The 24,938-nt window shown below is 71.0% G+C and carries 26 protein-coding genes, 1 tRNA gene and 1 pseudogene; 14 read left to right on the top strand and 14 right to left on the bottom strand.

The window, feature by feature from the left end; translation table 11 throughout:
- The 5 genes from rplA to DWB68_RS01845 all read right to left on the bottom strand — a co-directional run bounded on the left by rplA (position 1) and on the right by DWB68_RS01845 (position 2,671).
- Complete coding sequence (rplA, locus tag DWB68_RS01865; protein ID WP_119423446.1) at positions 1–705, bottom strand: 50S ribosomal protein L1; 705 nt, start codon at positions 703–705, stop codon at positions 1–3.
- 122 nt (positions 706–827) lie between these two features.
- Positions 828–1,259: a 50S ribosomal protein L11 gene (gene rplK, locus DWB68_RS01860; protein ID WP_119423445.1), complete on the bottom strand. Its 432-nt coding sequence runs from the start codon at positions 1,257–1,259 to the stop codon at positions 828–830.
- A gap of 130 nt (positions 1,260–1,389) precedes the next feature.
- Entirely contained in the window at positions 1,390–2,160 is a 771-nt protein-coding gene (gene nusG, locus DWB68_RS01855; RefSeq protein WP_119423444.1) for a transcription termination/antitermination protein NusG, read from the bottom strand.
- Positions 2,161–2,244: 84 nt separating this feature from the next.
- Entirely contained in the window at positions 2,245–2,496 is a 252-nt protein-coding gene (gene secE, locus DWB68_RS01850) for a preprotein translocase subunit SecE (protein ID WP_119423443.1), read from the bottom strand.
- Between the two features lie 102 nt (positions 2,497–2,598).
- Positions 2,599–2,671, bottom strand: a tRNA-Trp gene (locus DWB68_RS01845).
- Between the two features lie 247 nt (positions 2,672–2,918).
- On the opposite strand from DWB68_RS01845, the gene DWB68_RS01840 reads away from it, so the two are divergent.
- The 3 genes from DWB68_RS01840 (at position 2,919) to DWB68_RS01830 (ending at position 5,654) form a co-directional block, all read left to right on the top strand.
- Complete coding sequence (locus DWB68_RS01840; protein ID WP_119423442.1) at positions 2,919–4,106, top strand: pyridoxal phosphate-dependent aminotransferase; 1,188 nt, start codon at positions 2,919–2,921, stop codon at positions 4,104–4,106.
- A gap of 146 nt (positions 4,107–4,252) precedes the next feature.
- Positions 4,253–4,504, top strand: coding sequence for a PspC domain-containing protein (locus tag DWB68_RS01835; protein WP_119423441.1), 252 nt, complete (start codon positions 4,253–4,255; stop codon positions 4,502–4,504).
- Between the two features lie 121 nt (positions 4,505–4,625).
- Positions 4,626–5,654: a 6-phosphofructokinase gene (locus tag DWB68_RS01830; protein ID WP_119423440.1), complete on the top strand. Its 1,029-nt coding sequence runs from the start codon at positions 4,626–4,628 to the stop codon at positions 5,652–5,654.
- A 100-nt stretch (positions 5,655–5,754) separates the two neighbouring features.
- Here DWB68_RS01830 and ygfZ read toward each other — a convergent pair whose 3' ends face one another.
- The 3 genes and pseudogenes from ygfZ to DWB68_RS01815 all read right to left on the bottom strand — a co-directional run bounded on the left by ygfZ (position 5,755) and on the right by DWB68_RS01815 (position 8,464).
- Complete coding sequence (ygfZ, locus tag DWB68_RS01825) at positions 5,755–6,903, bottom strand: CAF17-like 4Fe-4S cluster assembly/insertion protein YgfZ (protein ID WP_119423439.1); 1,149 nt, start codon at positions 6,901–6,903, stop codon at positions 5,755–5,757.
- A 138-nt stretch (positions 6,904–7,041) separates the two neighbouring features.
- Positions 7,042–7,632: pseudogene (locus tag DWB68_RS01820) on the bottom strand (FABP family protein); the annotation flags it as partial.
- Positions 7,633–7,813: 181 nt separating this feature from the next.
- Positions 7,814–8,464: a hypothetical protein gene (locus DWB68_RS01815; protein WP_119423437.1), complete on the bottom strand. Its 651-nt coding sequence runs from the start codon at positions 8,462–8,464 to the stop codon at positions 7,814–7,816.
- 176 nt (positions 8,465–8,640) lie between these two features.
- Here DWB68_RS01815 and DWB68_RS01810 point away from each other — a divergent pair, with 176 nt between their 5' ends.
- From DWB68_RS01810 to asd, 9 genes are all read left to right on the top strand, one after another.
- Positions 8,641–9,324, top strand: a complete 684-nt coding sequence (locus tag DWB68_RS01810; protein ID WP_119423436.1) for a winged helix-turn-helix transcriptional regulator — start codon at positions 8,641–8,643, stop codon at positions 9,322–9,324.
- Between the two features lie 58 nt (positions 9,325–9,382).
- Positions 9,383–10,363, top strand: coding sequence for a mycothiol synthase (gene mshD, locus DWB68_RS01805; protein ID WP_119423435.1), 981 nt, complete (start codon positions 9,383–9,385; stop codon positions 10,361–10,363).
- Between the two features lie 115 nt (positions 10,364–10,478).
- The gene (locus DWB68_RS01800) at positions 10,479–12,698 is read left to right on the top strand and encodes an RNA degradosome polyphosphate kinase (RefSeq protein WP_119423434.1); all 2,220 of its coding nucleotides are present in this window, start codon (positions 10,479–10,481) and stop codon (positions 12,696–12,698) included.
- The gene (locus DWB68_RS01795) at positions 12,695–13,672 is read left to right on the top strand and encodes an NUDIX hydrolase (protein WP_119423433.1); all 978 of its coding nucleotides are present in this window, start codon (positions 12,695–12,697) and stop codon (positions 13,670–13,672) included. The genes DWB68_RS01800 and DWB68_RS01795 overlap by 4 nt, the downstream gene beginning before the upstream one ends.
- A 62-nt stretch (positions 13,673–13,734) precedes the next feature.
- Entirely contained in the window at positions 13,735–14,085 is a 351-nt protein-coding gene (locus DWB68_RS01790; RefSeq protein ID WP_119423432.1) for a GNAT family N-acetyltransferase, read from the top strand.
- A 69-nt stretch (positions 14,086–14,154) separates the two neighbouring features.
- Positions 14,155–14,961 (top strand): thymidylate synthase, encoded by an 807-nt coding sequence (locus DWB68_RS01785; RefSeq protein WP_119423431.1) that lies wholly within the window; start codon positions 14,155–14,157, stop codon positions 14,959–14,961.
- The gene (locus DWB68_RS01780) at positions 14,961–15,533 is read left to right on the top strand and encodes a dihydrofolate reductase (protein ID WP_119423430.1); all 573 of its coding nucleotides are present in this window, start codon (positions 14,961–14,963) and stop codon (positions 15,531–15,533) included. The genes DWB68_RS01785 and DWB68_RS01780 overlap by 1 nt, the downstream gene beginning before the upstream one ends.
- A gap of 3 nt (positions 15,534–15,536) precedes the next feature.
- Entirely contained in the window at positions 15,537–15,926 is a 390-nt protein-coding gene (locus tag DWB68_RS17105) for an NF038396 family protein (protein WP_325048536.1), read from the top strand.
- Between the two features lie 108 nt (positions 15,927–16,034).
- On the top strand, positions 16,035–17,168 hold the full coding sequence (asd, locus tag DWB68_RS01770; RefSeq protein ID WP_407645629.1) for an aspartate-semialdehyde dehydrogenase: 1,134 nt from the start codon (positions 16,035–16,037) through the stop codon (positions 17,166–17,168).
- Positions 17,169–17,321: 153 nt separating this feature from the next.
- Here the strand turns inward: asd and DWB68_RS01765 are convergent, their stop codons facing one another.
- The 5 genes from DWB68_RS01765 to DWB68_RS01745 all read right to left on the bottom strand — a co-directional run bounded on the left by DWB68_RS01765 (position 17,322) and on the right by DWB68_RS01745 (position 19,893).
- On the bottom strand, positions 17,322–17,522 hold the full coding sequence (locus tag DWB68_RS01765) for a hypothetical protein (RefSeq protein ID WP_119423428.1): 201 nt from the start codon (positions 17,520–17,522) through the stop codon (positions 17,322–17,324).
- Between the two features lie 134 nt (positions 17,523–17,656).
- A complete protein-coding gene (locus tag DWB68_RS01760; RefSeq protein WP_119423427.1) occupies positions 17,657–18,733 on the bottom strand; it encodes a UDP-N-acetylmuramate dehydrogenase in 1,077 nt (358 codons plus the stop codon).
- Positions 18,730–19,182 (bottom strand): MaoC family dehydratase, encoded by a 453-nt coding sequence (locus DWB68_RS01755; RefSeq protein WP_119423426.1) that lies wholly within the window; start codon positions 19,180–19,182, stop codon positions 18,730–18,732. Before DWB68_RS01755 ends, DWB68_RS01760 begins: the two co-directional genes overlap by 4 nt.
- Before the next feature lie 4 nt (positions 19,183–19,186).
- Positions 19,187–19,633 carry an FAS1-like dehydratase domain-containing protein gene (locus tag DWB68_RS01750; protein ID WP_119423425.1) on the bottom strand — a complete coding sequence of 149 codons (447 nt, stop codon included), beginning with the start codon at positions 19,631–19,633 and terminating at the stop codon, positions 19,187–19,189.
- Positions 19,630–19,893, bottom strand: coding sequence for a hypothetical protein (locus DWB68_RS01745; protein ID WP_119423424.1), 264 nt, complete (start codon positions 19,891–19,893; stop codon positions 19,630–19,632). The genes DWB68_RS01750 and DWB68_RS01745 overlap by 4 nt, the downstream gene beginning before the upstream one ends.
- Before the next feature lie 217 nt (positions 19,894–20,110).
- On the opposite strand from DWB68_RS01745, the gene DWB68_RS01740 reads away from it, so the two are divergent.
- Positions 20,111–23,377, top strand: a complete 3,267-nt coding sequence (locus tag DWB68_RS01740; RefSeq protein WP_233548559.1) for an HAD-IA family hydrolase — start codon at positions 20,111–20,113, stop codon at positions 23,375–23,377.
- A gap of 32 nt (positions 23,378–23,409) precedes the next feature.
- Here the strand turns inward: DWB68_RS01740 and DWB68_RS01735 are convergent, their stop codons facing one another.
- Positions 23,410–24,339 carry a LysR family transcriptional regulator gene (locus DWB68_RS01735; protein ID WP_119423568.1) on the bottom strand — a complete coding sequence of 310 codons (930 nt, stop codon included), beginning with the start codon at positions 24,337–24,339 and terminating at the stop codon, positions 23,410–23,412.
- A gap of 115 nt (positions 24,340–24,454) precedes the next feature.
- Between DWB68_RS01735 and DWB68_RS01730 the strand changes: the two genes are divergently transcribed.
- Positions 24,455–24,901 (top strand): EamA family transporter, encoded by a 447-nt coding sequence (locus DWB68_RS01730; protein ID WP_119423423.1) that lies wholly within the window; start codon positions 24,455–24,457, stop codon positions 24,899–24,901.
- Positions 24,902–24,938 lie beyond the last annotated feature (37 nt).

Genomic DNA, 24,938 nt, shown 5'->3' with positions numbered 1-24,938 from the left:
TCAGGCAGAGATCACGCGGGTCACGTTCGGATCCACGGCGATGCCGGGGCCGAAGGTGGTGGCCATGGTGGCCTTCTGGATGTAGCGGCCCTTCGAAGCCGACGGCTTCAGGCGGAGGACCTCGTCCAGGGCTGCGGCGTAGTTCTGAGCCAGAGCCTCGGTCGAGAAGGAAGCCTTGCCGATGATGAAGTTCAGGTTCGAGTGCTTGTCGACGCGGAAGTCGATCTTGCCACCCTTGATGTCGTTGACGGCCTTGGCGACGTCCATGGTCACCGTGCCGGTCTTCGGGTTCGGCATCAGGTTACGGGGGCCCAGGATCTTACCCAGGCGGCCCACCTTGCCCATGAGGTCCGGCGTCGCGACGGCGGCGTCGAAGTCGGTCCAGCCACCCTGGATCTTCTCGATGAGCTCGTCCGAACCGACGAAGTCGGCGCCGGCCTCGCGGGCGGCCTCGGCCTTGTCACCGTTGGCGAAGACGACCACGCGGGCGGTCTTGCCGGTGCCGTTGGGCAGGTTCACCGTGCCGCGGACCATCTGGTCGGCCTTACGGGGATCGACGCCGAGGCGGAAGGCCACCTCGATGGTCGAGTCGGTCTTGGCCGAACCTGTCTCGCGGGCGAGGGCGATCGCCTCGACCGGGGCGTACAGCTTGCCGGCCTCGATCTTGGCGGCGGCTGCCTCGTATGCTTTGCTGCGCTTTGCCATCTGCGTTTGTCTCCTTATGCAGTCGTGGTCATGCGGGTCGCGCGACCCTTCCACCGTCTGGCGCTACTGCGCCGGACAAGTAGTGGCTCCCCCAAGGCTTGGGGAAACCGGTTTCAGGGCTCTCAGCCCTGGACGGTGATGCCCATGGAGCGGGCGGTACCGGCGATGATCTTGGAGGCGGCGGCCAGATCGTTGGCGTTGAGATCCTCCATCTTGGTGGTGGCGATCTCCTCAACCTGCGCCTGGGTCAGCGAGCCGACCTTCTGCGTGTGCGGCACGCCGGAGCCCTTGGGGACACCAGCGGCCTTCTTGATGAGCTCGGCGGCCGGCGGCGTCTTGGTGATGAACGTGAACGAGCGATCCTCGTACACGGTGATCTCCACCGGGATGACGTTGCCGCGCTGCGACTCGGTCGCAGCGTTGTAGGCCTTGCAGAACTCCATGATGTTGACGCCGTGCTGGCCGAGCGCGGGGCCGATCGGCGGGGCCGGGTTAGCGGCGCCTGCCTGGATCTGCAGCTTGATGAGGCCGGAGACCTTCTTCTTGGGGGCCATGAATGGTCCTTCCCTTCTTGCTTCTTCCCCACCCACAGGAGCGTGGACCGGGAGTGTGGCCGCCGTGGCGCGGCGGCCTGAATCGCGCCCCCACAACAAAGCGGGTCATGAGGGGCGAAGACTAAAAAAACTACGAGATCTTGGTGACCTGGGAGAACGAGAGTGTCACGGGCGTCTCGCGCTCGAAGATCGAGACGAGGACCACGAGCTGGCGGGCCTCGAGCTTGATCTCGGAAATGGTCGCCGGCAGCGTCTCGAACGGGCCGTCGTTGACGATGACGGACTCGCCGACCTCGAAGTCGACCTTCACGTCGGTGACCGGGACCTTGGCTTCCTTGCCGGACTTCTCGGCCTCGGCGGCGGGGACGATGGTGTGCTCCAGCATGGAGTAGACCTCGTCCAGGCTCAGCGGCACGGGATCGTGGGCGTTGCCAACGAAGCCGGTGACGCCGGGGGTGTGGCGAACGACGCCCCACGACTCATCGGTGAGCTCCATGCGCACCAGCACGTAGCCGGGGATGCGAACGCGACGCACGGTCTTGCGGGTCGTGTTCTTGATCTCCACGACGTCTTCCATGGGGACCTGGATTTCGTAGATGAAATCCTCCATGTTCAGGGTCTGGATGCGGGTCTCCAGGTTCACCTTCACACGGTTCTCGTAACCGGCGTACGAGTGGATGACGTACCAGTCACCGGGCAGGCGGCGCAGCTTGGTGCGGAACTCGGCCAGGATCGCGGCGTTGGGGTCCTCGTCGGACTCGGTCTCCTCGACCTCGGCGACCTCACCCTCGGAGACGACAAAAGCGTCCGTCGCCTGCTCGGCGTCGGACTCCGCGGGCACCTCGAGGGTGCTCTCGAGCGACTCCTCGACGTTCTGGGCTTCGAGTTCCTGCTCGGACACGCGAACTTCCTGCTTTCGTGATCGGTACTTCAGAGGGTGTGGTGGCCACGCGGCCCGAGCTAGCTCGGGCCGCAAGGGGCCGAACTACTGCTCCGCAGGCCGGGTGAAGGTCCACATCGACAGCTGGCCGAACAGAGTGTCCAGCAGGCCGACGACGATCATGACGATGACCACGAAGGCCAGCACCACGAGCCAGTAGTTCACCAGCTCGCGGCGGGTCGGCGACACGACCTTCTTGAGTTCCTGGACCACCTGGGCCAGAAACAGGCCGATGGCACTGAAGAAGCCGCGCTTCTTCTTGCTCGCTCCGGAGCCCTTCACCGTGGTGTCGGTCACCTGCGCCCCTCCGTGTCCGTCATGTCGAAGCGGCGCGGACCCTAGCCCTTCGGGGCTATTCGATCCACGCCGTTCTTCGTTTCGAGATGTTGCTCCCGAGAGCAGGGCAGACAGGACTCGAACCTGCAACCTGCGGTTTTGGAGACCGCTGCGCTACCAATTGCGCCACTACCCTTTGTTGTCTTCCCTGAAGCCCTGGGGCGTCGGGGTGACACGAGTAAAGAGTCTACATGCTCCCGGGGCCCCACGTCGAACCGGGACCGCTCCCCCGCCTGTCTCGGGGTTCAGGAGCGTCTCAATCGCGACCACGCCGCGCCCTCGCGGGCGCGGCGTGCCTAGGATTGAGGTGCAGGCGTCGCGCACGCGAGCGCAACGCCCACCCGAAGCGCCCCCACAGAACCGAAGAAGGATCTGACGACGTCATGTCACGCATCTCCTCCCGCATCGCCGCCATCGCCCCTTCGGCGACCCTCGCCGTGGACTCCAAGGCCAAGGCCCTGAAGGCCGCCGGCCGCCCCGTGGTCGGGTTTGGCGCGGGCGAGCCGGACTTCCCGACCCCCGCCTACGTCATCGAGGCCGCCGTCGAGGCCGCGCGCGACCCGCGCTTCCACCGCTACTCCCCCACCAACGGCCAGCCTGCCCTGCGCGAGGCCATCGTGGCCAAGACCAAGCGCGACTCCGGCATCGACGTGTCGGTGGATCAGGTCCTCGTGACCAACGGCGGCAAGCAGGCCGTGTACAACGCCTTCCAGACGCTCATCGACGCCGGCGACGAGGTCATCGTGCCCGCGCCGTACTGGACCACCTACCCCGAGGCGATCGCGCTGGCCGGCGGCACCACGGTGGACGTCTTCGCCGGCCCGGAGCAGGGCTACAAGGTCACCCTCGAGCAGCTCGAGGCGGCCCGCACCGAGCGCACCAAGGCGCTCCTGTTTGTCTCCCCCTCCAACCCGACGGGCGCCGTCTACTCGCCCGAGGAGACCGCCGCGATCGGCGCCTGGGCCCTGGAGCACGACCTCTGGGTCATCACCGACGAGATCTACGAGCACCTGACCTACGACGAGGCCGTCTTCACCTCGATCGCTTCCGCCACGCCCGGTCTCGAGAAGGTCGTCATCCTGAACGGTGTGGCCAAGACCTACGCCATGACCGGCTGGCGCGTGGGATGGATGATCGCCCCCGCCGACGTCATCAAGGCCGCGTCCAACCTGCAGTCCCACTCCACCGGCAACGTCTCCAACGTGGCCCAGATGGCCGCGCTGGCCGCCGTGGCCGGCCCCCTGGACGCCGTGGACGAGATGAAGGTCGCCTTCGACCGCCGCCGCAAGGCCATGGTGGCCGGACTGAACGCCGTGCCCGGCTTCCAGTGCCCTACCCCCAAGGGCGCGTTCTACGCCTACGTCGACGTGCGCGGTGCCCTCGGCAAGGAGTACGCCGGCGTGACGCCGCAGACCTCCGCCGAGCTGGCCGACTTCATCCTGGAGCGCGCCGAGGTCGCCGTGGTCCCGGGCGAGGCCTTCGGCCCCTCCGGCTTCCTGCGCCTCTCCTACGCCCTGGGCGACGAGGACCTCGCGGAGGGCGTGGAGCGCATCCGCCAGCTGCTCTCCTGATCACCTGCACCCCGGCCCGAGGGCCGTCGAGGGGCGGGTCACGCCCGCGGCGAAACGCCGCGGACGTGACCCGCCCCTCGTGCATGCTGGTGTCAGCACGTGTGGGGTCGCTTCCGAGGCCCCGCGCCCCACCTTCCAGGAGCCTCATGGAGACCGTCTACCGCGCGCTGCGCGCCATCCCCTTCCGCCGCGGGCCCCGCCGCTGGGTCGGCGGCGTCTGCGCCGGCCTGGCCGACCGTTTCGGCTGGGACGCCAACATCGTCCGGCTCGTCACGCTCGTCTCGTTCCTGCTGCCCGTGCTGGGCATCGGCGCCTACCTGGTGCTGTGGCTCATCGTTCCGTGGGTGGACAATTCCCTCCCGCTGCAGCGCATCGTGCGTTCGTTCCGCGGCCGCTAGCCGCCCGCGGGCGCGGCGAAAGACAGGCGCCCGCGGCGTGTGAGCCGGGATACACTGAACAAACCCCCTGGGCCCGACGTCGTGCCCTGCACGTTTTCGCACGACACAGGAGCCAGTAGCCATGCGCGTTGGCATCATGACCAGCGGCGGCGATTGCCCCGGACTCAACGCAGTCATCCGCGGCGCCGTCCTCAACGGAATCAAGTCCCACGATCAGGAATACGTGGGCTTCCTCGACGGCTGGAAGGGCGTCCTCGAGGACCTCACGGTGGACCTGAGCCGCCACGTGGTTCGAGGCATCGCCAAGCAAGGCGGCACGATTCTCGGGACGAGCCGCACCCATCCGTACAACGCCGAGGGCGGCGGGGCGGCCGGCGTCGCCGCCGCGCTCGAGCGCCACGGCCTCGACGCGCTCGTCGCCATCGGCGGCGAGGGCACGCTCGCCGGTGCCAAGCGCCTCGCCGACGAGGGCCTGCCGATCGTTGGCGTGCCCAAGACGATCGACAACGACCTCGGCGGCACCGACTACACCTTCGGCTTCGACACGGCGGTGCAGATCGGCACCGAGGCCATCGATCGCCTGCGCACCACGGGCGAGTCGCATCACCGCTGCATGGTGGCCGAGGTCATGGGCCGGCACGCCGGCTGGATCGCGCTGCACACCGGCATGGCCGCCGGCGCGCACGCCGTCCTCATCCCCGAGCAGAAGGTCAGCATGGCCCAGATCGCCGAGTGGGTGGGCGACGCTGAGGATCGCGGCCGCGCGCCGCTCGTGGTGGTGGCCGAGGGCTTCGTCCCGGAGGACGCCGACGAGGTGCACACGCCGCTCGGCCTCGACCGCCACGGCCGCCCGCGCCTGGGCGGCATCGGCGACCGGCTCGCGCCCATCATCGAGGAGATGACGGGCATCGAGACGCGCGCCACGACGCTGGGGCACATCCAGCGCGGCGGCACGCCCACGGCCTTCGACCGCGTCCTCGCGACGCGCATGGGCATGGGCGCCGCCGACCTCGTGGCCGACGGCGAGTGGGGCCGCATGGTGGCCCTCAAGGGCACCGACATCGAGCGCGTCCCGCTCGAGGCCGCCCTCCAGTCGCTCAAGACCGTGCCGCAGCACCGCTACGACGAGGCCGCCATCCTCTTCGGCTAGGCGGGAAAGACACAGCACGACGGCGTGGGGCGGGTTTCGTGCGAAACCTGCCCCACGCCGTCGTTCACTCTGAGGCCCGGCCCGCACGGCGGGCCGGGCCTCAGAGCCGGCGGATCCCCTCGGGGCGTCCGACGACGCTTCCGGCGTCCGGCACGACGATGGTGGTCTGCGCCGCGGCGTACCGCGTCTCCCCGTCCACGACGGTGAGCAGGGCCGCCGGATCGGTGTTGCGCCGGACGATCGCCAGGGCGATGGGCCCGGCCTCGTGGTGCAGGGCGGAGGAGGTGATGGTGCCGACCTTGCGCCCGTCGAGCTGCACCTCGGCGCCGGCGGCCGGCACCGTGTGCTCCATGCCGTCCAGGTCGAGGAACACGAGGCGCCGCGGCGGGTGGCCCAGGTTGTGCGTGCGGGCCACGGTCTCCTGGCCCTTGTAGCAGCCCTTGGCCAGGTGCACGGCGGTGCGCAGGAGATCCAACTCGTGCGGGATGCTGCGCGAGTCGACCTCGGCCGCCTGGCTCGGTTCCCACGCCGCGATGCGCAGCTGCTCCGCTGCCATCAGCCCGGCGGCGCGCCAGCCGGCCGCCAGGAGCTCCCGCGCCACCGCGCCGAGCGCGGCCCGCGGGATGAGGTCGAGGCGCCAGTCGTTCTCGGAGCCGGGGTGGCCTTCGAACACGGCGTACGGGTACCCGCCGGCCTGGACGTCCGGCCACGGATCGATCCAGCGCGGGCCCGCGCCCTGAACGGCGACGGGCAGATCGGCGTTGGAGCCAAGCACGGCCCACGCCGCACTCGCGTCGGCGACCTCGACGCGCAGCATGAAGCGCATCTTGTGAAGCCACTCACGCAGCGGTTCGGCGAAGCCCGGCTCCACGAGCAGGAAGGTGCTTTCGCCGTCGTCAACGACGCGGGCGTCGAACTCGATGCGCCCCTGCAGATCGAGGAAGAGCGTGCGGGTCGGAGCACCGGGCGCCAGGCGGTCGAGGGCCTGCGAGGTGAGCGAATGCAGCCACGAGCGGCGATCGGGGCCGCTCACCGTGACGACGCCCCAGTGCGAGAGGTCGACGAAGGCGCGGCCGGCATCCAGCTCGCGGCCCTCGATGAGCGGGGATCCGTAGTGATCCGCCACGCCCGTGCCGGCCGCCTCAACGGCGCCGGGCAGCTCGAGCAGCGGGGAACGCTCCGGGGACGGCAAAGCCGCCGACGGTTCTTCCGCGGCGGCCTGCTCGTGGGGCTCGAAGCCCTCGGTCATGCTGTGCTCCTTTGAGGAGGTTCAGGAGGCGGCGGGACCCTGGTCCTGCTCGTCCGCCTGCGGCTCGGTGGCCGGGGTGTCCGTGCCCTCGAGAGGGGGCACGACGTCGCCGCCGTGATGGCGGCCCTTGCGTTCGGGGAGGCGCTTGAGCGCCGCCGAGGCGTGAGCCTTGAGGCCCTCGCCCGTGGAGACGTCCCAGCGCCACAGCAGATCTCCGCCCACGAGGCCGAAGATGCGCGTGGCGGAGGCGTACTCGCGGGAGTGCTCGCCGCGCAGCACGTAGTCGGTGGCGAGCGTGATCTGCGGGCCCTTAATGTGCCCCAGGTACAGCTCCGAGACGCCGCGCGGGTGCGAGATGCTCACCTGCAGATCGAAGCCGTCCGCTTCGTTGCGCAGCTCCTCGACGGCGTCGGCGTTGCGCAGCGCGGGCACGACATCGCCCGGGATGAGGCCGGGACCGCCGTCCGCCTCCGTGAGGGGGCGGTGCAGCTGCCAGAAGCCGTTCTCCACGCTGAGGGGGCGGATGACCGTGCCGTCCGGATCGGCCAGCCACGTCTCGGCGCGGTACTCCACGACCGGCAGGCCGGTGTCAGTGAAGGTGGCGCGCTGGAAGATGTGCTGATCTCCGTCTTCGCCCTCGCCCAGCATGCCGTAGCCCTCCCAGCTGCCGAGCAGCCAAGAGAGGGGCACGAGTTCGGGCGTCAGGTCGACGGGAAGTTCCATCGGCACGGCGCAGGACCTACTTCTGGCCCTTGAACAGCTTTGCGATCACCAGACCGGCAAAGCCCGCCATGGCCAGGCCAGCGACGCCCAGCAGGCAGTAGAAGAAGATTTCGAGACCCATGAATTCACCATGCATGCGGCCCATACTAGCCGCTCTGAGCGACGCCGCCGCGTCGGTGTCGCGGGCCTACGCCACGAGTTGCGAGATCAGGGCGGCGGGCAGGCCGGCGGCCAGCACACACGCGAGCCCCGCTGCGATCCATGCCAGGCGGCCCAGGCGGCGCGCCTCGCCCGGCGCGGCGGGGCTCTCGGCCCCCCAGCCGTTCGTCACGGAGCGCAGGAGCGCGGCGGCGACGAGGCCCAGGGCGAGGACGCTTCCGCCCGCGGCCCAGAGGGCGCCGACCGACACCTCAGAGAGCGAGCCGGCCTGGCGCAACCACACGCCCCAGCCGGCGGAGGACACGACGACGAGCAGGCCGGCCGCGCCGGCGGAGAGCGCGCCGACCTTGCCCTGGGCCTCGTGCCCGCGCAGGAGCTGCACCACAAAGGTCAGGAGGAGACCCACCGCCAGGCACGCGGGCCACCACGCGAGCGCGACGTCCAGCGGGAGGGCGAGGGAGGTGGCGAGCGCGGCGCCGCCGCTGAGCGCCAGCACGGCGGAGGAGGCCAGCGCCGGGCGCAGCCCCGTGACGCGCGGCCACGCTCCGGCCACGATGCCCACGAGGAGCCCGAGCGCGACGGCGGACGCCGCGGTGGCGGCCTCGGCTGGCACCACGGTCGGCACCAGCAGCACGGCCGCGGCGGCCACCATGGTCAAGAGCAGGCTGGGGATACGCACCCCCTCATCCTGCCGCATGCGCCCGGCCGCGCGCCCGAGGCGGACCACCGTCGTCGCATGTTGCGCACGCAACATGCCCGTCACATGGGCGTGCGTAGACTGACCAGCGCCTGAGATACCCCAGACACACCGGTTCTCGCGGCGCAAGAACACCCTTTCTCATGAGGAGGCGACAGGTGGCCCAGGTCCTGCTGTTGACGGCTGCATCCGAACCGGACTCCGTGTTGCCCTCCCTCCAGCTGCTGGGGCACGAGGTCGTCGCCGCCCCGGCCGAGAACGCCTCGCTCGTCCGCGGCGCCCAGGCCGACGTCTTGCTCGTGGACGCCCGCAGCGATCTGGTCGGCGCCCGCGCCCTGTGCCAATCGGCCCGCGCCCTGCGCCTGAGCACCCCCGTCTTGTTGGCCCTGACCGAGGGCGGCATGGCCGTCGTCGGCCCCGCCTGGGGCGCGGACGACGTCATCCTCGCGACCGCCGGCCCCGCCGAGGTCGAGGCGCGCCTGCGCCTCGCGGCCCGGCGCAGCGCCGAACCCGAGCCGGCGCCGGCGCGCATCAAGGTCCACGGCGTCGTCATCGACGAGGACTCGTACACGGCCAAGGTCGCAGGCCGGCCCCTGAACCTCACCTTCAAGGAGTTCGAGCTCCTCAAGCACCTCGCAGCTCACCCGGGCCGCGTGTTCACGCGCGAGATCCTGCTGCAGGAGGTCTGGGGCTACGACTACTTCGGAGGCACCCGCACCGTCGACGTCCACGTGCGCCGCCTGCGCGCCAAGCTCGGCCCCGATCACGAGCAGCTCATCGGCACGGTGCGCAATGTTGGCTACCGCTTCAGCGCCGACGGCGAGGGAACCGCGAGCGCCTGAGCGCACCGGTCCGCTTCCCGGTCTCGCCCAGCGGCACCGGCCCGTCTACCGTGGTGGCATGAGCACCGACCCCCGCCCCGAGTGGAACCTGCGCCGCTTCAGCGGCCGCCCCACCCCCGCCACGATGTCGGCCCTTGGCCAGCTGGCGGCCGCCGCCGAGGAGGCGGACGGGACTCCCCCGTTTAACGATCAAACCTGGAGCGCCCTGCGCAGCGGGGACGATGCCGCCGTCATCTCGGGTCACATTGCGCTCTTGAGCGCGGGCCCAGAGCACGACGACGACGAGATCATCGGCGCCGCCATCATCACGCGCGGCCCGGGCCAGCCGTCCGTGCTCGAGCTCGTGGTGCGCCCTGAGGAACGCGGCCACGGCGTGGGTGACCAGCTCGCCGCCGCCGTCGCCGAGGCGAACGGGGACGAGGAGCTCACGGCGTGGTCCCACGGCGACTCGGAGGCGGCGGCCAGCCTCGCCGCGCTCCACGGCTACGCCCCGGTCCGCCAGCTCTGGCGGCTGCGGGCCAAGAGCACCGCGTGGCCCGCGCCGACGCTGCCGGAGGGCGTGCGGCTGCGCGCCTTCGAGCCGGACGCCGACGAGGAAGCCTGGCTCGCGCTCAACGCCGCGGCCTTTGCCCACCACCCCGAACAGGGCGCCCTCACCCTCGCCGATCTGCGCGAGCGCGAGCGCTCCCCCTGGTTCGACCCGGCCGGATTCCTCCTCGCCGAGGACGCCGATGGCACGCTGCTCGGCTTCCACTGGACCAAGGTGCACCCCGCCTCCACCGATGCCAGGGGCGCCCAGCATCCCGCCGTGGGCGAGGTCTACGTCGTCGGGATCTCCCCGGCCTCCCAGGGTCGCGGCCTCGGCCGCGCCGTCACCCTCGCCGGCCTGCGGTACCTGGCCGACGCCGGCCTGGGCTCGGTCATGCTCTACGTCGACGCCGACAACGAGGCAGCCGTGCGCCTGTACCGTTCGCTCGGCTTTGAACGCTGGGACGGCGACGTCATGTACGCCAAGCCGCGCCCCGACGTCGAGCCGTAGGTTCTGTGAGGCGCATGCCCTTGTGACTAAGGTGAGAGACAGCACAGCCGACGACGTGGTCAGCCATGCTTTCATCACGAACCGCGCCAGACGCACCACCTCAAGGAGAGGCCACGTGGAAGCCACCCAGACCCCGTCGTCGCCAGACTATGGCGACCGCGACGTCACCCCGTCCAAGGCCACCGTCGACCGCATCGAGCTCCCAGAGTTCGCGCCGGCGGCCGAGCCGGAGGGCGGTTTCTCCCTCGATCGCTTCCTCGATCGGGAGATGAGCTGGCTCGACTTCAACGCGCGCGTCCTCGAGCTCGCCGAGGACCCCGAGCTGTACCTGCTGGAGCGGGTCAACTTCCTCTCCATTTTCGCCTCCAACCTCGACGAGTTCTTCATGGTCCGCGTGGCCGGCCTGAAGCGCCGCATCGCGGCCGGCATCGCCGTGCCGAGCGCCGCCGGCGTGAACCCGCTGGATCAGCTCGAGCAGATCCTGCAGCGCGCCCACGAGCTTCAGGTCCGCCACGCCGCCGCCTTCTCCGAGCTCGTGCGCCCGCGCCTGGCCGAGGAGAACATCTCCCTCCTGCGCTGGGATCAGCTCGATGCCGCCACGCAGGAGCGCCTGCACACGTGGTTCCGCGACCAGGTCTTCCCGATCCTGACGCCGCTGGCCGTGGACCCCGCGCACCCCTTCCCGTACATCTCGGGCCTCTCCCTCAACCTCGCCGTCCTGGTGCGCAATCCGCTCACGGGCAAGCAGCTCTTCGCGAGGGTCAAGGTGCCGGACGTGCTGCCGCGCCTCGTGTCGGTGGACGGACCGCGCGCCGGCCACAGCGCCGAGAGCCCCGCGCGCTTCATCTCGCTCGAAGACGTCATCGCCGAGCACCTCGACCTGCTCTTCCCCGGCATGGAGGTCGTGGAGCACCACACCTTCCGCGTGACCCGCAACGAGGACCTCGAGGTCGAGGAGGACGACGCCGAGAACCTCCTACAGGCCCTCGAGAAGGAGCTGCTGCGCCGCCGCTTCGGCCCGCCGGTCCGCCTCGAGATCGCCGACGATATCTCCTCGTCGGTGTACCAGCTGCTGGTCCGCGAGCTCGGTGTCGAGGAGGACGAGGTCTTCTCGCTCCCCTCCCCGCTGGATCTGCGCGGCCTCGGAGCGATCGCCTCGATCGATCGCCCGGCGCTGCACTACCCCAAGCACCTGGCCCGCACCTCGCGCTACCTCAACGAGTCCGAGACCTCCAAGGCCGCGAACGTCTTTGCCGCCGTGCGCCGCCGCGACATCCTGCTGCACCACCCCTACGACTCCTTCTCCACGAGCGTGCAGGCATTTCTGGAGCAGGCGGCGGCCGACCCCAAGGTGCAGGCGATCAAGCAGACGCTGTACCGCACCTCGGGCGACTCCCCCATCGTGGACGCCCTGATCGACGCCGCCGAGGCGGGCAAGCAGGTCCTGGCCCTCGTGGAGATCAAGGCCCGCTTCGACGAGCAGGCCAACATCTCCTGGGCCCGCAAGCTCGAGCAGGCCGGCGTGCACGTGGTCTACGGCATCGTTGGCCTCAAGACGCACTCGAAGCTCTCGCTCGTGGTGCGCCGCGAGGGCGACACCCTGCGCCGCTACGTGCACATCGGCACGGGCAACTACCACCCGCGCACGGCCCGTTACTACGAGGACCTGGGCCTGCTGACCTGCGATCCGCAGGTCGGCGAGGACGTCTCGAAGCTCTTCAACCAGCTCTCCGGCTACGCGCCCAAGACGACCTTCAAGCGCCTGCTCGTGGCGCCGCGCTCGCTGCGCTCCGGCCTCATCGACCTGATCGAGCGGGAGATCGCCCACGTGCGCGCCGGCCTGCCCGGCCGCGTCATCATCAAGGTCAACTCGATGGTGGACGAGGCGATCATCGACGCCCTCTACCGCGCCTCGCAGGCCGGCGTGAAGGTCGACGTCATCGTGCGCGGCATCTGCGCCATCCGCCCGGGCGTGCCCGGCCTGAGCGAGAACATCCGGGTGCGCTCCATCCTTGGACGCTTCCTTGAGCACTCGCGCGTGTTCTGCTTCGGCAACGGCGGGGACGCCGCCGTGTACATCGGCTCGGCCGACATGATGCACCGCAACCTCGACCGCCGCGTGGAGGCCCTCGTCTCCCTCAGCGACCCCGAGGAGAAGAGCGATCTCGTGACCCTCATGGATCGCTACCTCGACGAGGGCACCTCGTCCTGGCACCTCGACGCCGAGGGCGCCTGGACGCGTCACGCCCACGGGCCGGAGGGCGAGCCGCTGCTGGACATCCAGGAGTACCTGCTGCGCTCCCGCGAGCGCTCCACGGGGTCGCACCGCGCATGAGCACGGATGCAGTACTCCCGGTGCGTTCCTGCGACGAGCCGGAACTCGCCAAGGTGACCTTTGCCGTCGTGGCCGGCGGCGCCCTTCCGTGGCGCCGCCGCAAGGGGCGGCTCGAGGTGCTGGTCATCCACCGCCCCAAGTACGACGACTACTCCTTCCCCAAGGGCAAGCTGGACCTCGGCGAGTCCGTGGCCGAATGCGCCGTGCGCGAGGTCCGCGAGGAGGTGGGGCTGCGCATCTCGCTCGGCATCCCGTTGCCCGCGGTGAGCTACGAGGTGGCCAAGGGCACCAAGGTCGTTTTCTACTGGGCGGCCAAGGTCTCCTCCGAGGCCGTGGCCGACGGCGGCGAGGTGGACTCGCTCGAGTGGCTCAGCGTGGCGGACGCCCGCGCCCTGCTCAGCAATGCGGTGGACCGCGTCCCGCTCGACGCCCTCGAGGAGGCCTTCGCGGCCGGCCGCTTGGACACCGTGCCGCTCGTGCTGGCCCGGCACGCCAAGGCCAAGCCGCGCGCCGGCTGGACCCGCGAGGAGGGCGAGCGCCCGCTCGCAACCTCCGGCAAGCGCCAGGCCTCGGCCCTCGCCGCCATGCTCATGGCCTGGCGCCCCGAGCGCGTGGTCAGCAGCCCGTGGCTGCGCTGCCTGCAGACCGTGCGCCCCTACGCCGCCCTGCGCGAGCTGCAGATCCGCACGGCCCCGGCGCTCACGGAGCACGCGGCGGCGCGGCAGCCGGCCAAGGCAGCCAAGGTGTTGGAGAAGCAGCTGGGGAAGGCGAAGGCCACGCTCGTGTGCACGCACCGCCCGGTGCTGCCCGTGTTGCTCTCCGTGCTGCGTTCGCGTTCAACGGCGGGGGCCGCCGTCGCGCTGCCCACGCGCGATCCGTACCTGCGCCCCGGCGCCGTCATCGTGGTGCAGCGCCCGCTCGACCGCTCGGACAAGATCGTCTCCGTGGAGATCCACGAGCCCTTCGACGACTGACGCCCGCGCGCCCGGCGCGCTACGCTCGTTTTCCCTCACCGACCGCTCATCAGGAGGCTCCCATGTCGCAGACACCGCTCATCGCCCACGAGAAGCTGCGCGTGCTCCTGGACGCCGAGCAGGGGCGCTTTTCGCTCTTCGACGGCGAGGAGTACATCGGCTTCCTCGGCTACGTCGAGGAGGACGGCGTGCTGGATCTGCAGCACACGATCATCAAGGAGGAGTTCTCGCGCCACGGCTATGCGCGGGCGCTCGTGACGATCGTGCTTGAACGCGTGTGGGCCCTCGACAAGCGCGTCATCCCCACGTGCTCCTACGTGGCCCAATACCTCGATCGCTTCTCGCAGTATCAGTGGCTCGTGGCCGGGCAGGACGACGACGGCGCGGCGCCGCAGGGGCGCCACGCCGCCTGAACGGCGGGGCCGGGCGGGGCTGACCACGCCTCGCGCGGCGGCCCCCGGCCGACGCCTAGACTGGTGCGCATGAGCGTGAACACCCAGTACGAGGACCTCCTGCGCGACGTCCTCGAAAACGGAACGCACAAGAGCGATCGCACGGGGACGGGCACGCGCAGCGTGTTCGGCCGTCAGTTGCGCTTCTCGCTGGCGGACGAGGAGTTCCCGCTCATCACCACCAAGCGTGTGCACTTCAAGTCCGTGGCGCTGGAGCTGCTGTGGTTCCTGCGCGGCGACTCGAACGTGCGCTGGTTGCAGGAACGCGGCGTGTCCATCTGGGACGAGTGGGCTGACCAGAACGGCGACCTGGGCCCGGTCTACGGCGTGCAGTGGCGTTCGTGGCCCACGCCGGAGGGCGAGCACATCGACCAGATCGCCAAGGTCGTGGAGCAGATCCGCTCCAACCCGGATTCGCGCCGCCACATCGTCTCGGCCTGGAACCCGGCCGAGGTCGACGAGATGGCGTTGCCCCCGTGCCACGCCATGTTCCAGTTCTACGTGGCCGACGGCACGCTCTCCTGCCAGCTCTACCAGCGCAGCGCCGACCTGTTCCTCGGGGTGCCCTTCAACATCGCCTCCTACGCCCTGCTCACGCGCATGGTCGCCGAGCAGACGGGCCTCAAGGCCGGCGAGTTCGTGTGGACCGGCGGGGACGTGCACCTCTACGACAACCACGTGGAGCAGGCCAAGGAGCAGCTCTCGCGCGAGGTCTACCCCTTCCCCACGCTCAAGCTCGCCCGCACCCCGGAGAGCCTCTTCGAGTACGACTTCGAGGACTTCGAGGTCGTCGGCTACCGGCACCACCCGGGCATCAAGGCCCCCATCGCCGTCTGATGAGCCAGGACCTTCAGCTGCCTGATCTGCCCCCGCGCGCCGTCGGCGCCATCTGGGCCCGTTCGCGCGACGGCGTGATCGGGCGCGACGGCGACATGCCCTGGCACGCCCCGGAGGATCTTGCCCATTTCAAGGCCAGCACGTGGGGCCACCCCGTGATCATGGGCCGCGGCACGTGGGAGTCCATCCCGGCCCGCTTCCGCCCCTTCCCCGGGCGCAGCAACCTCGTGCTCACGGGCGACCCGGCCCGCGCCGCGGCACTCACGGACCAGGGCGCCACGGCGCACGCCACGCTGGCCGAGGCGCTCGAGGACGCGGCGACGCGCGAGGGCGGCGAGCTGACCTGGATCACAGGCGGCGGCGCCGTCTACGCCCAGGCCCTGGCCGCGCAGCTGCCCGATGTGGTGCTCGTGACGGTCCTCGACCTCGAGGTGCCGGACGGCGACACCCGCGCGCCCGAGCTGGGCCCGGGCTACGAGCTGCACTCCGCCTCCCCCTCCCCAGACACCTTCCACCCCTCCCCCTCCGGGCCCGGCTACCGCTTCGAGGCCTGGAAACGAAAGGCCGCCTGAACCATGAAGGACCTGACCCGCCGTCCCGAGACGCTCTTCCTCTTCGGCTACATGCTCCTGCCGCTGCTCGCCCTCGTGAGCGTCGCGGCGGGCGTGTGGAGCGTCATCATCGGCAACAAGATCCTGGGGATCATCCTCATCGTGGTCGTGACCCAGCTCTTCGTGTGGGGCGCCGTCTGGATGATCGGCAAGCGCAAGCGCCTCCTCGAGGAACTCGAGGGCACCATCGACGCCTCCATGAGCGACGAGGAGGCGATCAACGCCTTCAACGCCCGCGAGGCCCTCGAGATCGAGGCCCGCGAGTGCGCTGCGGCCGCACGCGCCGCCGCCGCCGAGCAGCCCACCACGCAGCCCGCCGAGCGCAACGAGGACGGCACCCAGGCCAAGGACTAGCGCCTCCCCCGGCCACCCGCCGTCGTGCATCAAGGCCCCGCCCACCCCATCAAGGGGAGGGCGGGGCCTTCGTCACAGACAGCGCCGCCGCGCCCGGGCCTCCGTAGCATGGAGGGCATGACTCCCCAGGCCGTCGGTTTTGTCGGATACCGGGGCATGGTCGGCTCGGTCCTCATGCAGCGCATGGTGGACGAGGGCGACTTTGCCCACCTCGACCCCGTCTTCTTCTCCACGTCCCAGGCCGGCGCCGCCGCGCCCTCCTTCGCCGCGGGTGCCCCCGCCCTGAAGGACGCCTACGATCTCGATGAGCTGGCCAAGCTGCCGATCATCGTCACGGCGCAGGGCGGCGACTACACCTCCGCCGTGCACCCCAAGCTGCGCGAGCGCGGCTGGGACGGCCTGTGGATCGACGCGGCCTCCACGCTGCGCGTCAAGGACTCCTCGATCATCGTGCTTGACCCCGTCAACCGCGATGTCATCGACGCCGGCCTGGCCTCCGGCATCAAGGACTACATCGGCGGCAACTGCACCGTGTCCTGCATGCTCATGGGCCTCGGCGGCCTCTTCAAGAACGGGCTCGTCGAATGGGCCACGTCCATGACCTACCAGGCGGCCTCCGGCGGCGGCGCGCGCCACATGCGCGAGCTCCTGACCCAGTTCGGCGACCTCAATGCCGCCGTGGCGCCCGAGCTGGCCGATCCGGCCTCCGCGATCCTCGAGATCGACCGCAAGATCCTGGCCGCCCAGCGCGGTGATGCGCTGGATTCCAGCCAGTTCGGCGTGCCGCTGGCCGGCAACCTCATCCCGTGGATCGACGCCGACCTCGGCAACGGCCAGTCCAAGGAGGAGTGGAAGGCCGGGGTCGAGACCAACAAGATCCTCGGCCGCTCCGGTGAGGACTCCATCGTGGTGGACGGCCTCTGCGTGCGCATCGGCGCCATGCGCTCGCACTCGCAGGCGCTGACCATCAAGCTCACCGAGGACCTCTCCATCGAGGAGATCTCCCGCATCCTCGACGAGGACAACGAGTGGTCAAAGGTGGTGCCGAACACCAAGGAGGATTCAATGCGGGATCTGACCCCGGTGGCGGCCTCCGGCACGCTCACGGTCCCCGTGGGCCGCCTGCGCAAGCTCGAGATGGGCCCGCAGTACCTCTCCGCCTTCACGGTGGGCGACCAGCTGCTGTGGGGCGCGGCCGAGCCGCTGCGCCGCATGCTGCTCATCGCGCTGGGTCGCCTCTAGGGGTTTCCCACCGCTTGATGCACGACGGCGGGTGGCCGGGTCTTGAGACCCGGCCACCCGCCTTTTTGTCATGGGTGCTCCGGCCCACCCGTGCGCGCTGGGGCGCATGGCGGCACGCTGGGGCGCTAGCGCGCGACGGGGCTCCGCCGGTGCCTAGTCGGTGCCGGGGTTGAGCCCGCGCAGGCGCTGAAGCTCCTGCAGGGCCAGCTCCTCCTGGCGCGAAAGCTCGTCGAGGCGCGCTTCCGGGGCGCCCTCGGCCCGCGCGGCGGCCGATCTGTCCTGGGCCTCACGCAGGGCCGCGATGGCGGCTCCTTCGGCCGGGGTGACGTCTTTGGGGTTCGGGATCTGCGTCATGGTTCATCCTGTGCCCGCCCGGCGACGCGCGCAATGGCCCCGCGGGCCCCAAAATGCCTCCGCTCCCTGGTTCTGCACCCCGCCGGAGCGGGTGCAGAACCAAGGAGCGGATGAAAACCGGCCAGGGCGGAGCGTCAGAGGGAGCAGTTGATGAGCAGCGGCTCGTGCTCCAGGGTGAGACCCCAGGCGTCGCGGACGCCGGCCTGCACGTGGCGGGCCAGGGCCAGCAGGTCGGCGCTGCTCGCGTTGCCGCGGTTGGTCAGCGCGAGGGCGTGCTTCGTGGAGAGCGAGGCGCGCCCGCCGGCCACCGACTCGCCCGGGGTCCCAGGCAGGCCGTAGCCCTTGTGGAAGCCGGCGTGGTCGATGAGCCAGGCGGCGGACAGCTTGATCTTGCCCTCGCCCTGGCCCGCGTAGCGCGGGGCGTCCTCCGGGAGCGTAGCGGCGACGGCCTCGTCCACGATGGGGTTCGTGAAGAAGGAGCCCGCCGAGCGGGTGTCCGGGTCCTTGCGGTCAAGCACCATGCCCTTGGAGGCACGCAGCTCCAGGACGGCCTCGCGGACGCGGGCGGCGGGGACGCGGTCCCCCACGCTCACGCCGAGGGCGCCGGCGAGCTGCTGATAGGCCACGGGGCGGCCCTCGTCCTCGTAAAGGGCAAAGGTCGCGCCGAGCACCACGTAGCGCGGGGAGCCGTTGACCGTGGAGCGCTTGATCAGCGAGTCGCGGTAGCCCAGGCGCAGATCGCCCACGCCGAACTCCTTGAGCTGCTGGGCCTCTCGGTCGTAGACGTCCACGCGGACGAGGCTCTGCGCCACGTCGGAGCCGTAGGCACCGACGTTCTGTACGGGGGTGGCCCCGGCCAGGCCCGGGATGCCGGACAGCGCCTCCAGGCCGGAGAGGCCGGCCCCGACGGTGTGCGCCACCACGTCGTCCCAGTGGTGGCCGGCCTCGACCGTGACGAGGCGCGCCCCGGCGGCCGTGGCGCCGTCCTCCACGGTGATCCCGTGCGTGCCGATGCCGAGCACCGTACCCGCCCACCCGGCGTCGTCCACCAAGAGGTTGGATCCGCCGCTCAGGATGAGCAGCTCGGAGCCGTTGGCGTCCGCCGTGCGGACGGCCTCGACGATCTCCTCGCGCGTGGTGCCGGCGACGAGCGTCCCGGCGGGGCCGCCCACGCCGAGCGTGGTCAGAGCGGAAAGGTTGGTCTCGCTCACGCGGCAGCCACACGCACGAGCGCCTGGGCCTTCGTGAGGACCTTCTCCTCGCCCAGGGTGACGGTCAGGTCGACGCGGGCCGTGGAGGCCGCCTCGTCCAGCTTGCCGACCGTCGCGACGATGGAGAGTTCGGCGCCCTCGGCCTCGGCCGGGTTGCTGCCGGCCGGGTCCGGGACGGGCACCATCGCGGCGAAGCGCGTCTGGTAGTCGAGGATCGCCGTGGGGTCGCCGATCCACTCGGTCACGAGCTGCACGGCCGCACCCATCGTGAGCATGCCGTGGGCGATGACTCCCGGCAGGCCCACGTCGGTGGCGAAGCGATCGTTCCAGTGGATGGGGTTCAGGTCGCCCGAGGCCCCGGCGTAGCGCACGAGGTCGGCGCGGTTCAGGCGCAGCGTGGTGGAGGCGAGCTCCTGGCCCACGCTGAGGTCGGTGAAGGTGACGGCCATGGCTTTACTCCTCGCCTCGGACCAGCAGGGTGGAGAGGACGGTCGTGACGGGCTCGCCCGCCGCGTCGACGAGCTCGGTGCGGGTGGTGACCATGCCGCCGGTCCCGGCGGCGCGGGCGCGGTCCACCGTGACGGTCGCGGTGATCTCGTCGCCGGCCACGATGGGGCGGTGGTGCGTGAAGCGCTCGTCGGCGTGCACCACGCGGGAGAAGTCGATGCCGGAGGCGGGGTCCTGGATGTAGGCCGCCTCGGCCTTCTGCGCGATCACCACGGCGAAGGTCGGCGGGGCCACCAGGTCGGCGTGGCCGGCGGCGCGCGCCGCGTCCACGTCAAGATGCACGGGGTGCGTGGCCTTGACGGCGAGCGCGAACTCCCGAATCTTCTCCCGCCCCACGGCGTAGGCCGGGGCTGGCGGATAGCTGGTGCCCTGCAGGGCTGCGTTGACGCTCACTTCTTCCCTTTCTTCGCGGCCTTCGCCGCGTCGCGAGCTGCGGCCTCGCGCAGGCGGCGGCGCTGATCCGCCATCCGCACGCCGAAGCCGACCAGATGGCAGATGACGCCGAGGGCCAGGAGGCCGATCGCGAAAAACATCAGCCACTTCAGGTTGGTGGCCACGCCGATGATGGCCAGCAGGATGCCGGCGCCAAAACACGACACGGCACCGAGCAGGGTGGCCTTGACCGCCGGCGAGGCGGTGTCCCAATCGAGCATGGTCCCCAGTCTACGGGCGTGGCGGGGCCGGGGTCGGTTCGCGCTCCCGGCGCGGGCGGGCGGGCGGCGCACCCGGCACCGGCCTCCACCACGAGCCGCCGACGCCAAGGCGGAACCCTTGACCCGCTCCACCGGGCCTCCCTAGCGTGGAGGGAAGGCAGCGTCGCCTCCCTGTCCCCGGCGCCGTGCGCCGATGAAGCCGTGTATCGGAGGATCCGTGAGCCACTCCCCCACCACCGCCCTGTCAGGCGTGGCCCCCGAGCGTTGGCGCGACCTGCGCGCCGTGCTCTTCGATCTCGACGGCGTCCTGACGCCCACGGCCGAGGTGCACCAGGCGGCCTGGCGCGAGACCTTCGTGGGCTTCTTCGCGGCGATCGGCCGCGACGACGCCCTGAGCGGGGACGACTACCTGCGCCTCGTCGACGGCAAGCCGCGCTACGACGGCGTCGCCTCCGTCCTGGATGACAGGGGGCTGTCACTTCCGCTCGGCACGCCGGAGGATGCGCCGGGCTGGGACACCGTGTGCGCGATCGGCAACGTCAAGAACCGCGCCTTCACCACCATCCTCGAGCGCGACGGCGTGGCCCCGTATCCCGGCAGCGTCGCCTTCCTCGACGCCGTGGTCGATGCCGGCCTCGAGGTGGCCGTGGTCTCCTCCTCGCGCAACGCCCCGGCCGTGCTGCGCGCCGCTGGGCTCTCCCACCGCTTCTCGCTCGTGCTGGACGGCGAGGCGGCCGCCCGCCGTTCCCTGCCGGGCAAGCCGGCCCCCGACACCTACCTCGCCGCCGCGGCCGAACTGGGCTGGCTTCCCTCGCAGTGCGCGGTCGTGGAGGACGCGCTCAGCGGCGTCGCCTCCGGCGCGGCGGGCGGCTTTGGCCTCGTCCTGGGCGTGGCCCGCGACCAGCCGCGGCAGGCCCTCCTCGACGCCGGCGCCACGGCGGCCGTCGACGACCTCGGCGACATCGACCTCGACCTCTCCGGAGCCCCCGAGGACGCCTGGTCCCTGACCACGGCCGGGGAGGCAGCCCCCACCGAGGAGGACGCCACCGTCTACTCCCTCGGCAACGGCTTCGTCGGCCTGCGCTGGCAGGGCCCTGGTGCCGTGGCCCCGGGCGAGGGAACGTTTGTCAACGGCCTCCACGAAACCTGGCCCATCACCTACCCAGAGAACTCCTACGGGCAGGCCGAGGCCGGGCAAAGCATGATCGCGGCACCCGACGCCCGGGCCTTCCGCCTCTACGTGGACGAGGAGGCCCTCGAGCTCGGCCGCACCGAGGTTGACCACTCGCACACGCGCCTCGACTTCCGCGACGGCACGCTCACCTCCCACGTCGTCTGGCGGACGGCGCAGGGCTCCCGCGTGGAGGTCCGCGTGCGCCAGCTCGTCTCCTTCGAGGAGCGCCACCTGGCTGTCCTCGACTACCAGGTCCGCCCCCTTGACTCGCGGGCCACGATCCACCTCGTCTCCGGGGTGGCGGCCCCGCACGGAGGCGACCAGGTCCCCACCCCGGAGGAGTCGGACGCCGCCACCGCCCCCATCGACGATCCGCGCAAGTCCGACGCCGTGGCGACAGACGCCCTCCAACCCGTCCGGTCCCGCGCGGGCGAGGGCACCTACACCCTGGGGTTCCGGGTGAAGGACTCCGGCATGACCCTCGGAGTGGGAACGGCCCACGTGGTGCGTTTTCCCGAGGGCGCGAGCGAGCGCGGCGAGGTGACGCACAGCAACGGCGAGGGCGCTTACACGAGCGTGAACGTCGACCTGGAGCCAGGCGAGGCCCTGCGGGTGAGCAAGTACGTCACGTACCACTCGAGCCGGCGCCAGCCCGTCGAGGAGATGATCGAGCGCGCTCAGCGCTCGGTGGGCACCGCGCTCTCCCTCGGTTACGACCGCATCGTGACCGCCCAGCAAGGGTGGGCCGAGCGCTTCTGGGACCGCAGCGACGTCGTACTCTCCCCCACCCAGCCCGGCCTCCAGCGCGCCGTGCGCTGGAACCTCTGGCAGCTGGCCCAGGCCGCCGCGCGCGCCGACGGCCTGGGGATCTCCGCCAAGGGCGTCTCCGGCAACGGCTATTCCGGCCACTACTTCTGGGACACCGAGGTGTTCGTGGTCCCCTTCCTGAACTACACCACCCCGCAGTGGGCCAGGAACGCCCTCCGGGCGCGCGTGACCATGCTCCCCAAGGCCCGCGAGCGGGCGCGCGTCCTCAACGAGGAGGGGGCGCTCTTCGCCTGGCGCACCATCAACGGCGACGAGGCGAGCGCCTACTTCCCCGCCGGCACGGCGCAGTACCACATCAACGCCGACATTTCCTCGGCCGTCTTCCACTACCTCATGGCCACGAAGGACCGTGGCTTCCTCACGCGCGGCGGCGCGCAGATCCTCGTGGAGACCGCCCGGCTCTGGATGTCGCTTGGCTTCTGGCGCTCCAACGCGGCCGGCCGGGCCTTCCACCTGCACGGCGTCACAGGACCGGACGAGTACACGGCGCTCGTGAACGACAACCTCTACACGAACGTCTCCGCCGCCTTTAACCTCGAGGTCGCCGCCAAGGCGCTCGCGCTCCTCGAACGCGAGGAACCGGCGGCCCACGCGGCGCTCGTGGCGGAACTCGGCATCCTGCCCGGCGAACCCGAGGCGTGGCTCGGCGCGGCGCAGGGCATGCACATCGGCTTCGACGAGTCGCTCGGCGTGCACGCGCAGGACGCGGACTTCCTCGACAAGGAGGTCTGGGACGTCCCCGGCACGCCGCGCGAGAAGCACCCGCTCCTGCTGCACTTCCACCCCCTCGTGCTCTACCGCTTCCAGGTGCTCAAGCAGGCCGACTCCGTGTTGGCCCTGTGGCTTCACTCCTCGCGCTTCACGGCCGGGCAGAAGCGCGCCGACTTCGAGTACTACGACCCGCTGACCACGGGCGACTCCACGCTCTCCGCCACGGTGCAGTCCATCGTGGCCGCCGAGGTGGGCTACGCCGAGCTCGCCCTCGAGTACTTCGAGCACGCCCTGCACGTGGACCTGGACAACCTCCACGGCAACACCTCGGACGGCGTCCACGTGGCCAGCACGGGCGGCGTGTGGGCGGCGCTCGTCAACGGCTTCGGCGGCCTGCGGGACGATCAGGGCTCGTGGAGCTTCGACCCCCGCCTGCCGGCCTCCTGGCCCTCGCTGAGCTTCTGCCTGACCTGGCGCGGCACGCGTGTGCGCTTCACGCTCACGGCCGAGAGCCTGGAGGCCAGCATCGCCGACCCCGGAGAGGGCGCTCCCGTGAGCTTCGAGGTGCGCGGCACGGAGTACTCGCTCACCCAGGAGAACCCCATGCTGCGTGTGGAGCTGGACGGCCAGGGACCCGTGTTGCCCGGCCGCCCGAGCTTCGAGCACGTCACGACGCTGCAGCGCCGCGACGGCTCCCGCCTGGGGCCAGAGCACGGCCCGGAACACACGGCGGGCTCGCCCGCCGCGGGTGACCTGCCCGACGACGACTGAGCCGGCCCGGCGGGCCGGGCGCCGTCGGGCACTCAGCCCAGGACCGCGCCCACGGCGACGGGCGGGCGCAGCTGCCGCGCCGAGGCGTGCATGGCCGTGCGGAAGGCGAGGATGGCCGGCGCCTCGGCCGAGGCTTGGCGCACGAGCGAGTAGAGCCGGCGGTGGGGGCGGCCGGGTAGCTCGAGGAGCGAGACGCCATTGAGGTGCTCGGCGCCCACGAGCCCGGGCAGGAACGCCGGCGAGAGGCCCGTCCTGGCGAGCTGGACCTGCAGGAGCGGATCCGTCACCTCGAAGCCGGAGACCGGCTCGAAGCCGGCGTCGCGGCAGTGCGAGCGGGCCCACTGCCCCATGGGGCTGCCCGCCGGGTCGAGGACCCAGCGGTGAGCGGCGAGCTCGGCGAGACGGGCGCCGTCGAGCGCCTCGGCCTCGGCCGGAGCCACCGCCAGCCGGAGGGGGTCGAGGAGAAAGTCCTCGCGGGAGGTCCCGTCCACGACCGCCGCCGGCGCGCCGGGAAACTCCTCGCCGACGATGAGGTCGAATTCGTGGGCCAACAGGCCGTGGATGGCTGGCAGGACCTCGCGGTGGACCAGGTCGATGCGCAGGGCGGGGTGGCTCTCCGCAAGCGCCTGTACGGTGCGGGGCACCACGTCGAGGAGCAGGGTCTGGAAGGACGCCACCCGCAGGACGCCGGCCACCTCGCCGCGCACGGCGGCGACCTCGGCGCGGGCGAGCTCCAGCTCGGCCTGGATCTGTTGGGCGTGGCGCACCAGCACGAGCCCCTCGGGGGTGAGCCGCACCCCGCGGCCGACGCGCTCGAGCACGGGGGCTCCGGCCTCGGCCTCGAGGCGCGCGAGCTGCTGGGAGAGGGCCGACGAGGTGAAATTGAGGGCCTGCGCGGCGGCCGTGACGGTGCCCGTGCGGTGGAGCTCCGCCAGGGCGATGAGGTGCGAGAGCTGAAACACGACGGCCTTCCTGTCGAACGCGACCGGGCGGGCCACGATTCTTAAGCGTAGCTAACAGAAAAACTGAAAGCACCGTAAGTGGACTGGATGGTTTTGGTCAACCAAACTTGAAGCTATGACCCCGCTCCCCCCTGCCAGGGACCCCAGACGCGCCACGGCCACCGCCGCGTTGCTCGTCCTCGGCTCCTGCCTCTCGCTTCAATTCGGCGCCGCCCTCGCGTACCAGCTCTTCCCCGCCGTGGGCGCGTGGGGCATGACCACCCTGCGGCTCGGCCTCGCGGCCATCGTGTTGCTACTCGTGGTGCGCCCGCGCGTGCGTTCGTGGACCCGTTCACAGTGGCTCGCGACCGCCGCCTTCGGTGCCGCCCTGGCCGGAATGAACGGCTTCTTCTACTGGGGCATCTCCACGGTGCCCCTCGGCCCGGCCGTGGCCATCGAGTTCCTGGGACCCCTCGTCCTGACCGCCGTCCTCTCCCGCGGGATCCGCGAGTGGGCCTGGCTCATCCCGGCCATGATCGGCATGGGGCTCTTCACTATGGATTTCGTGGACCAGATGGTCTGACTCTTTGAAGGATGTGGCGGCCCCTGCCCAGCGGGCG

This window comes from Galactobacter valiniphilus (assembly GCF_003575975.1).
In the GTDB taxonomy this organism is placed as follows: Bacteria; Actinomycetota; Actinomycetes; order Actinomycetales; family Micrococcaceae; genus Galactobacter; species Galactobacter valiniphilus.
This window is presented reverse-complemented; position numbering and strand designations above follow the sequence as displayed.

Excerpts from the sequence above, each read along its gene's own strand:
- rplA (WP_119423446.1), bottom strand. The coding sequence starts at position 705 with ATGGCAAAGCGCAGCAAAGCATACGAGGCAGCCGCCGCCAAGATCGAG.
- rplK (WP_119423445.1), bottom strand. The coding sequence starts at position 1,259 with ATGGCCCCCAAGAAGAAGGTCTCCGGCCTCATCAAGCTGCAGATCCAG.
- DWB68_RS01840 (WP_119423442.1), top strand. The coding sequence starts at position 2,919 with ATGTCACGCATCTCCTCCCGCATCGCCGCCATCGCCCCTTCGGCGACC.
- DWB68_RS01835 (WP_119423441.1), top strand. The coding sequence starts at position 4,253 with ATGGAGACCGTCTACCGCGCGCTGCGCGCCATCCCCTTCCGCCGCGGG.
- DWB68_RS01830 (WP_119423440.1), top strand. The coding sequence starts at position 4,626 with ATGCGCGTTGGCATCATGACCAGCGGCGGCGATTGCCCCGGACTCAAC.
- ygfZ (WP_119423439.1), bottom strand. The coding sequence starts at position 6,903 with ATGACCGAGGGCTTCGAGCCCCACGAGCAGGCCGCCGCGGAAGAACCG.
- mshD (WP_119423435.1), top strand. The coding sequence starts at position 9,383 with ATGAGCACCGACCCCCGCCCCGAGTGGAACCTGCGCCGCTTCAGCGGC.
- DWB68_RS01795 (WP_119423433.1), top strand. The coding sequence starts at position 12,695 with ATGAGCACGGATGCAGTACTCCCGGTGCGTTCCTGCGACGAGCCGGAA.
- DWB68_RS01790 (WP_119423432.1), top strand. The coding sequence starts at position 13,735 with ATGTCGCAGACACCGCTCATCGCCCACGAGAAGCTGCGCGTGCTCCTG.
- DWB68_RS01785 (WP_119423431.1), top strand. The coding sequence starts at position 14,155 with ATGAGCGTGAACACCCAGTACGAGGACCTCCTGCGCGACGTCCTCGAA.
- DWB68_RS01780 (WP_119423430.1), top strand. The coding sequence starts at position 14,961 with ATGAGCCAGGACCTTCAGCTGCCTGATCTGCCCCCGCGCGCCGTCGGC.
- DWB68_RS17105 (WP_325048536.1), top strand. The coding sequence starts at position 15,537 with ATGAAGGACCTGACCCGCCGTCCCGAGACGCTCTTCCTCTTCGGCTAC.
- asd (WP_407645629.1), top strand. The coding sequence starts at position 16,035 with ATGGAGGGCATGACTCCCCAGGCCGTCGGTTTTGTCGGATACCGGGGC.
- DWB68_RS01765 (WP_119423428.1), bottom strand. The coding sequence starts at position 17,522 with ATGACGCAGATCCCGAACCCCAAAGACGTCACCCCGGCCGAAGGAGCC.
- DWB68_RS01755 (WP_119423426.1), bottom strand. The coding sequence starts at position 19,182 with ATGGCCGTCACCTTCACCGACCTCAGCGTGGGCCAGGAGCTCGCCTCC.
- DWB68_RS01745 (WP_119423424.1), bottom strand. The coding sequence starts at position 19,893 with ATGCTCGATTGGGACACCGCCTCGCCGGCGGTCAAGGCCACCCTGCTC.
- DWB68_RS01730 (WP_119423423.1), top strand. The coding sequence starts at position 24,455 with ATGACCCCGCTCCCCCCTGCCAGGGACCCCAGACGCGCCACGGCCACC.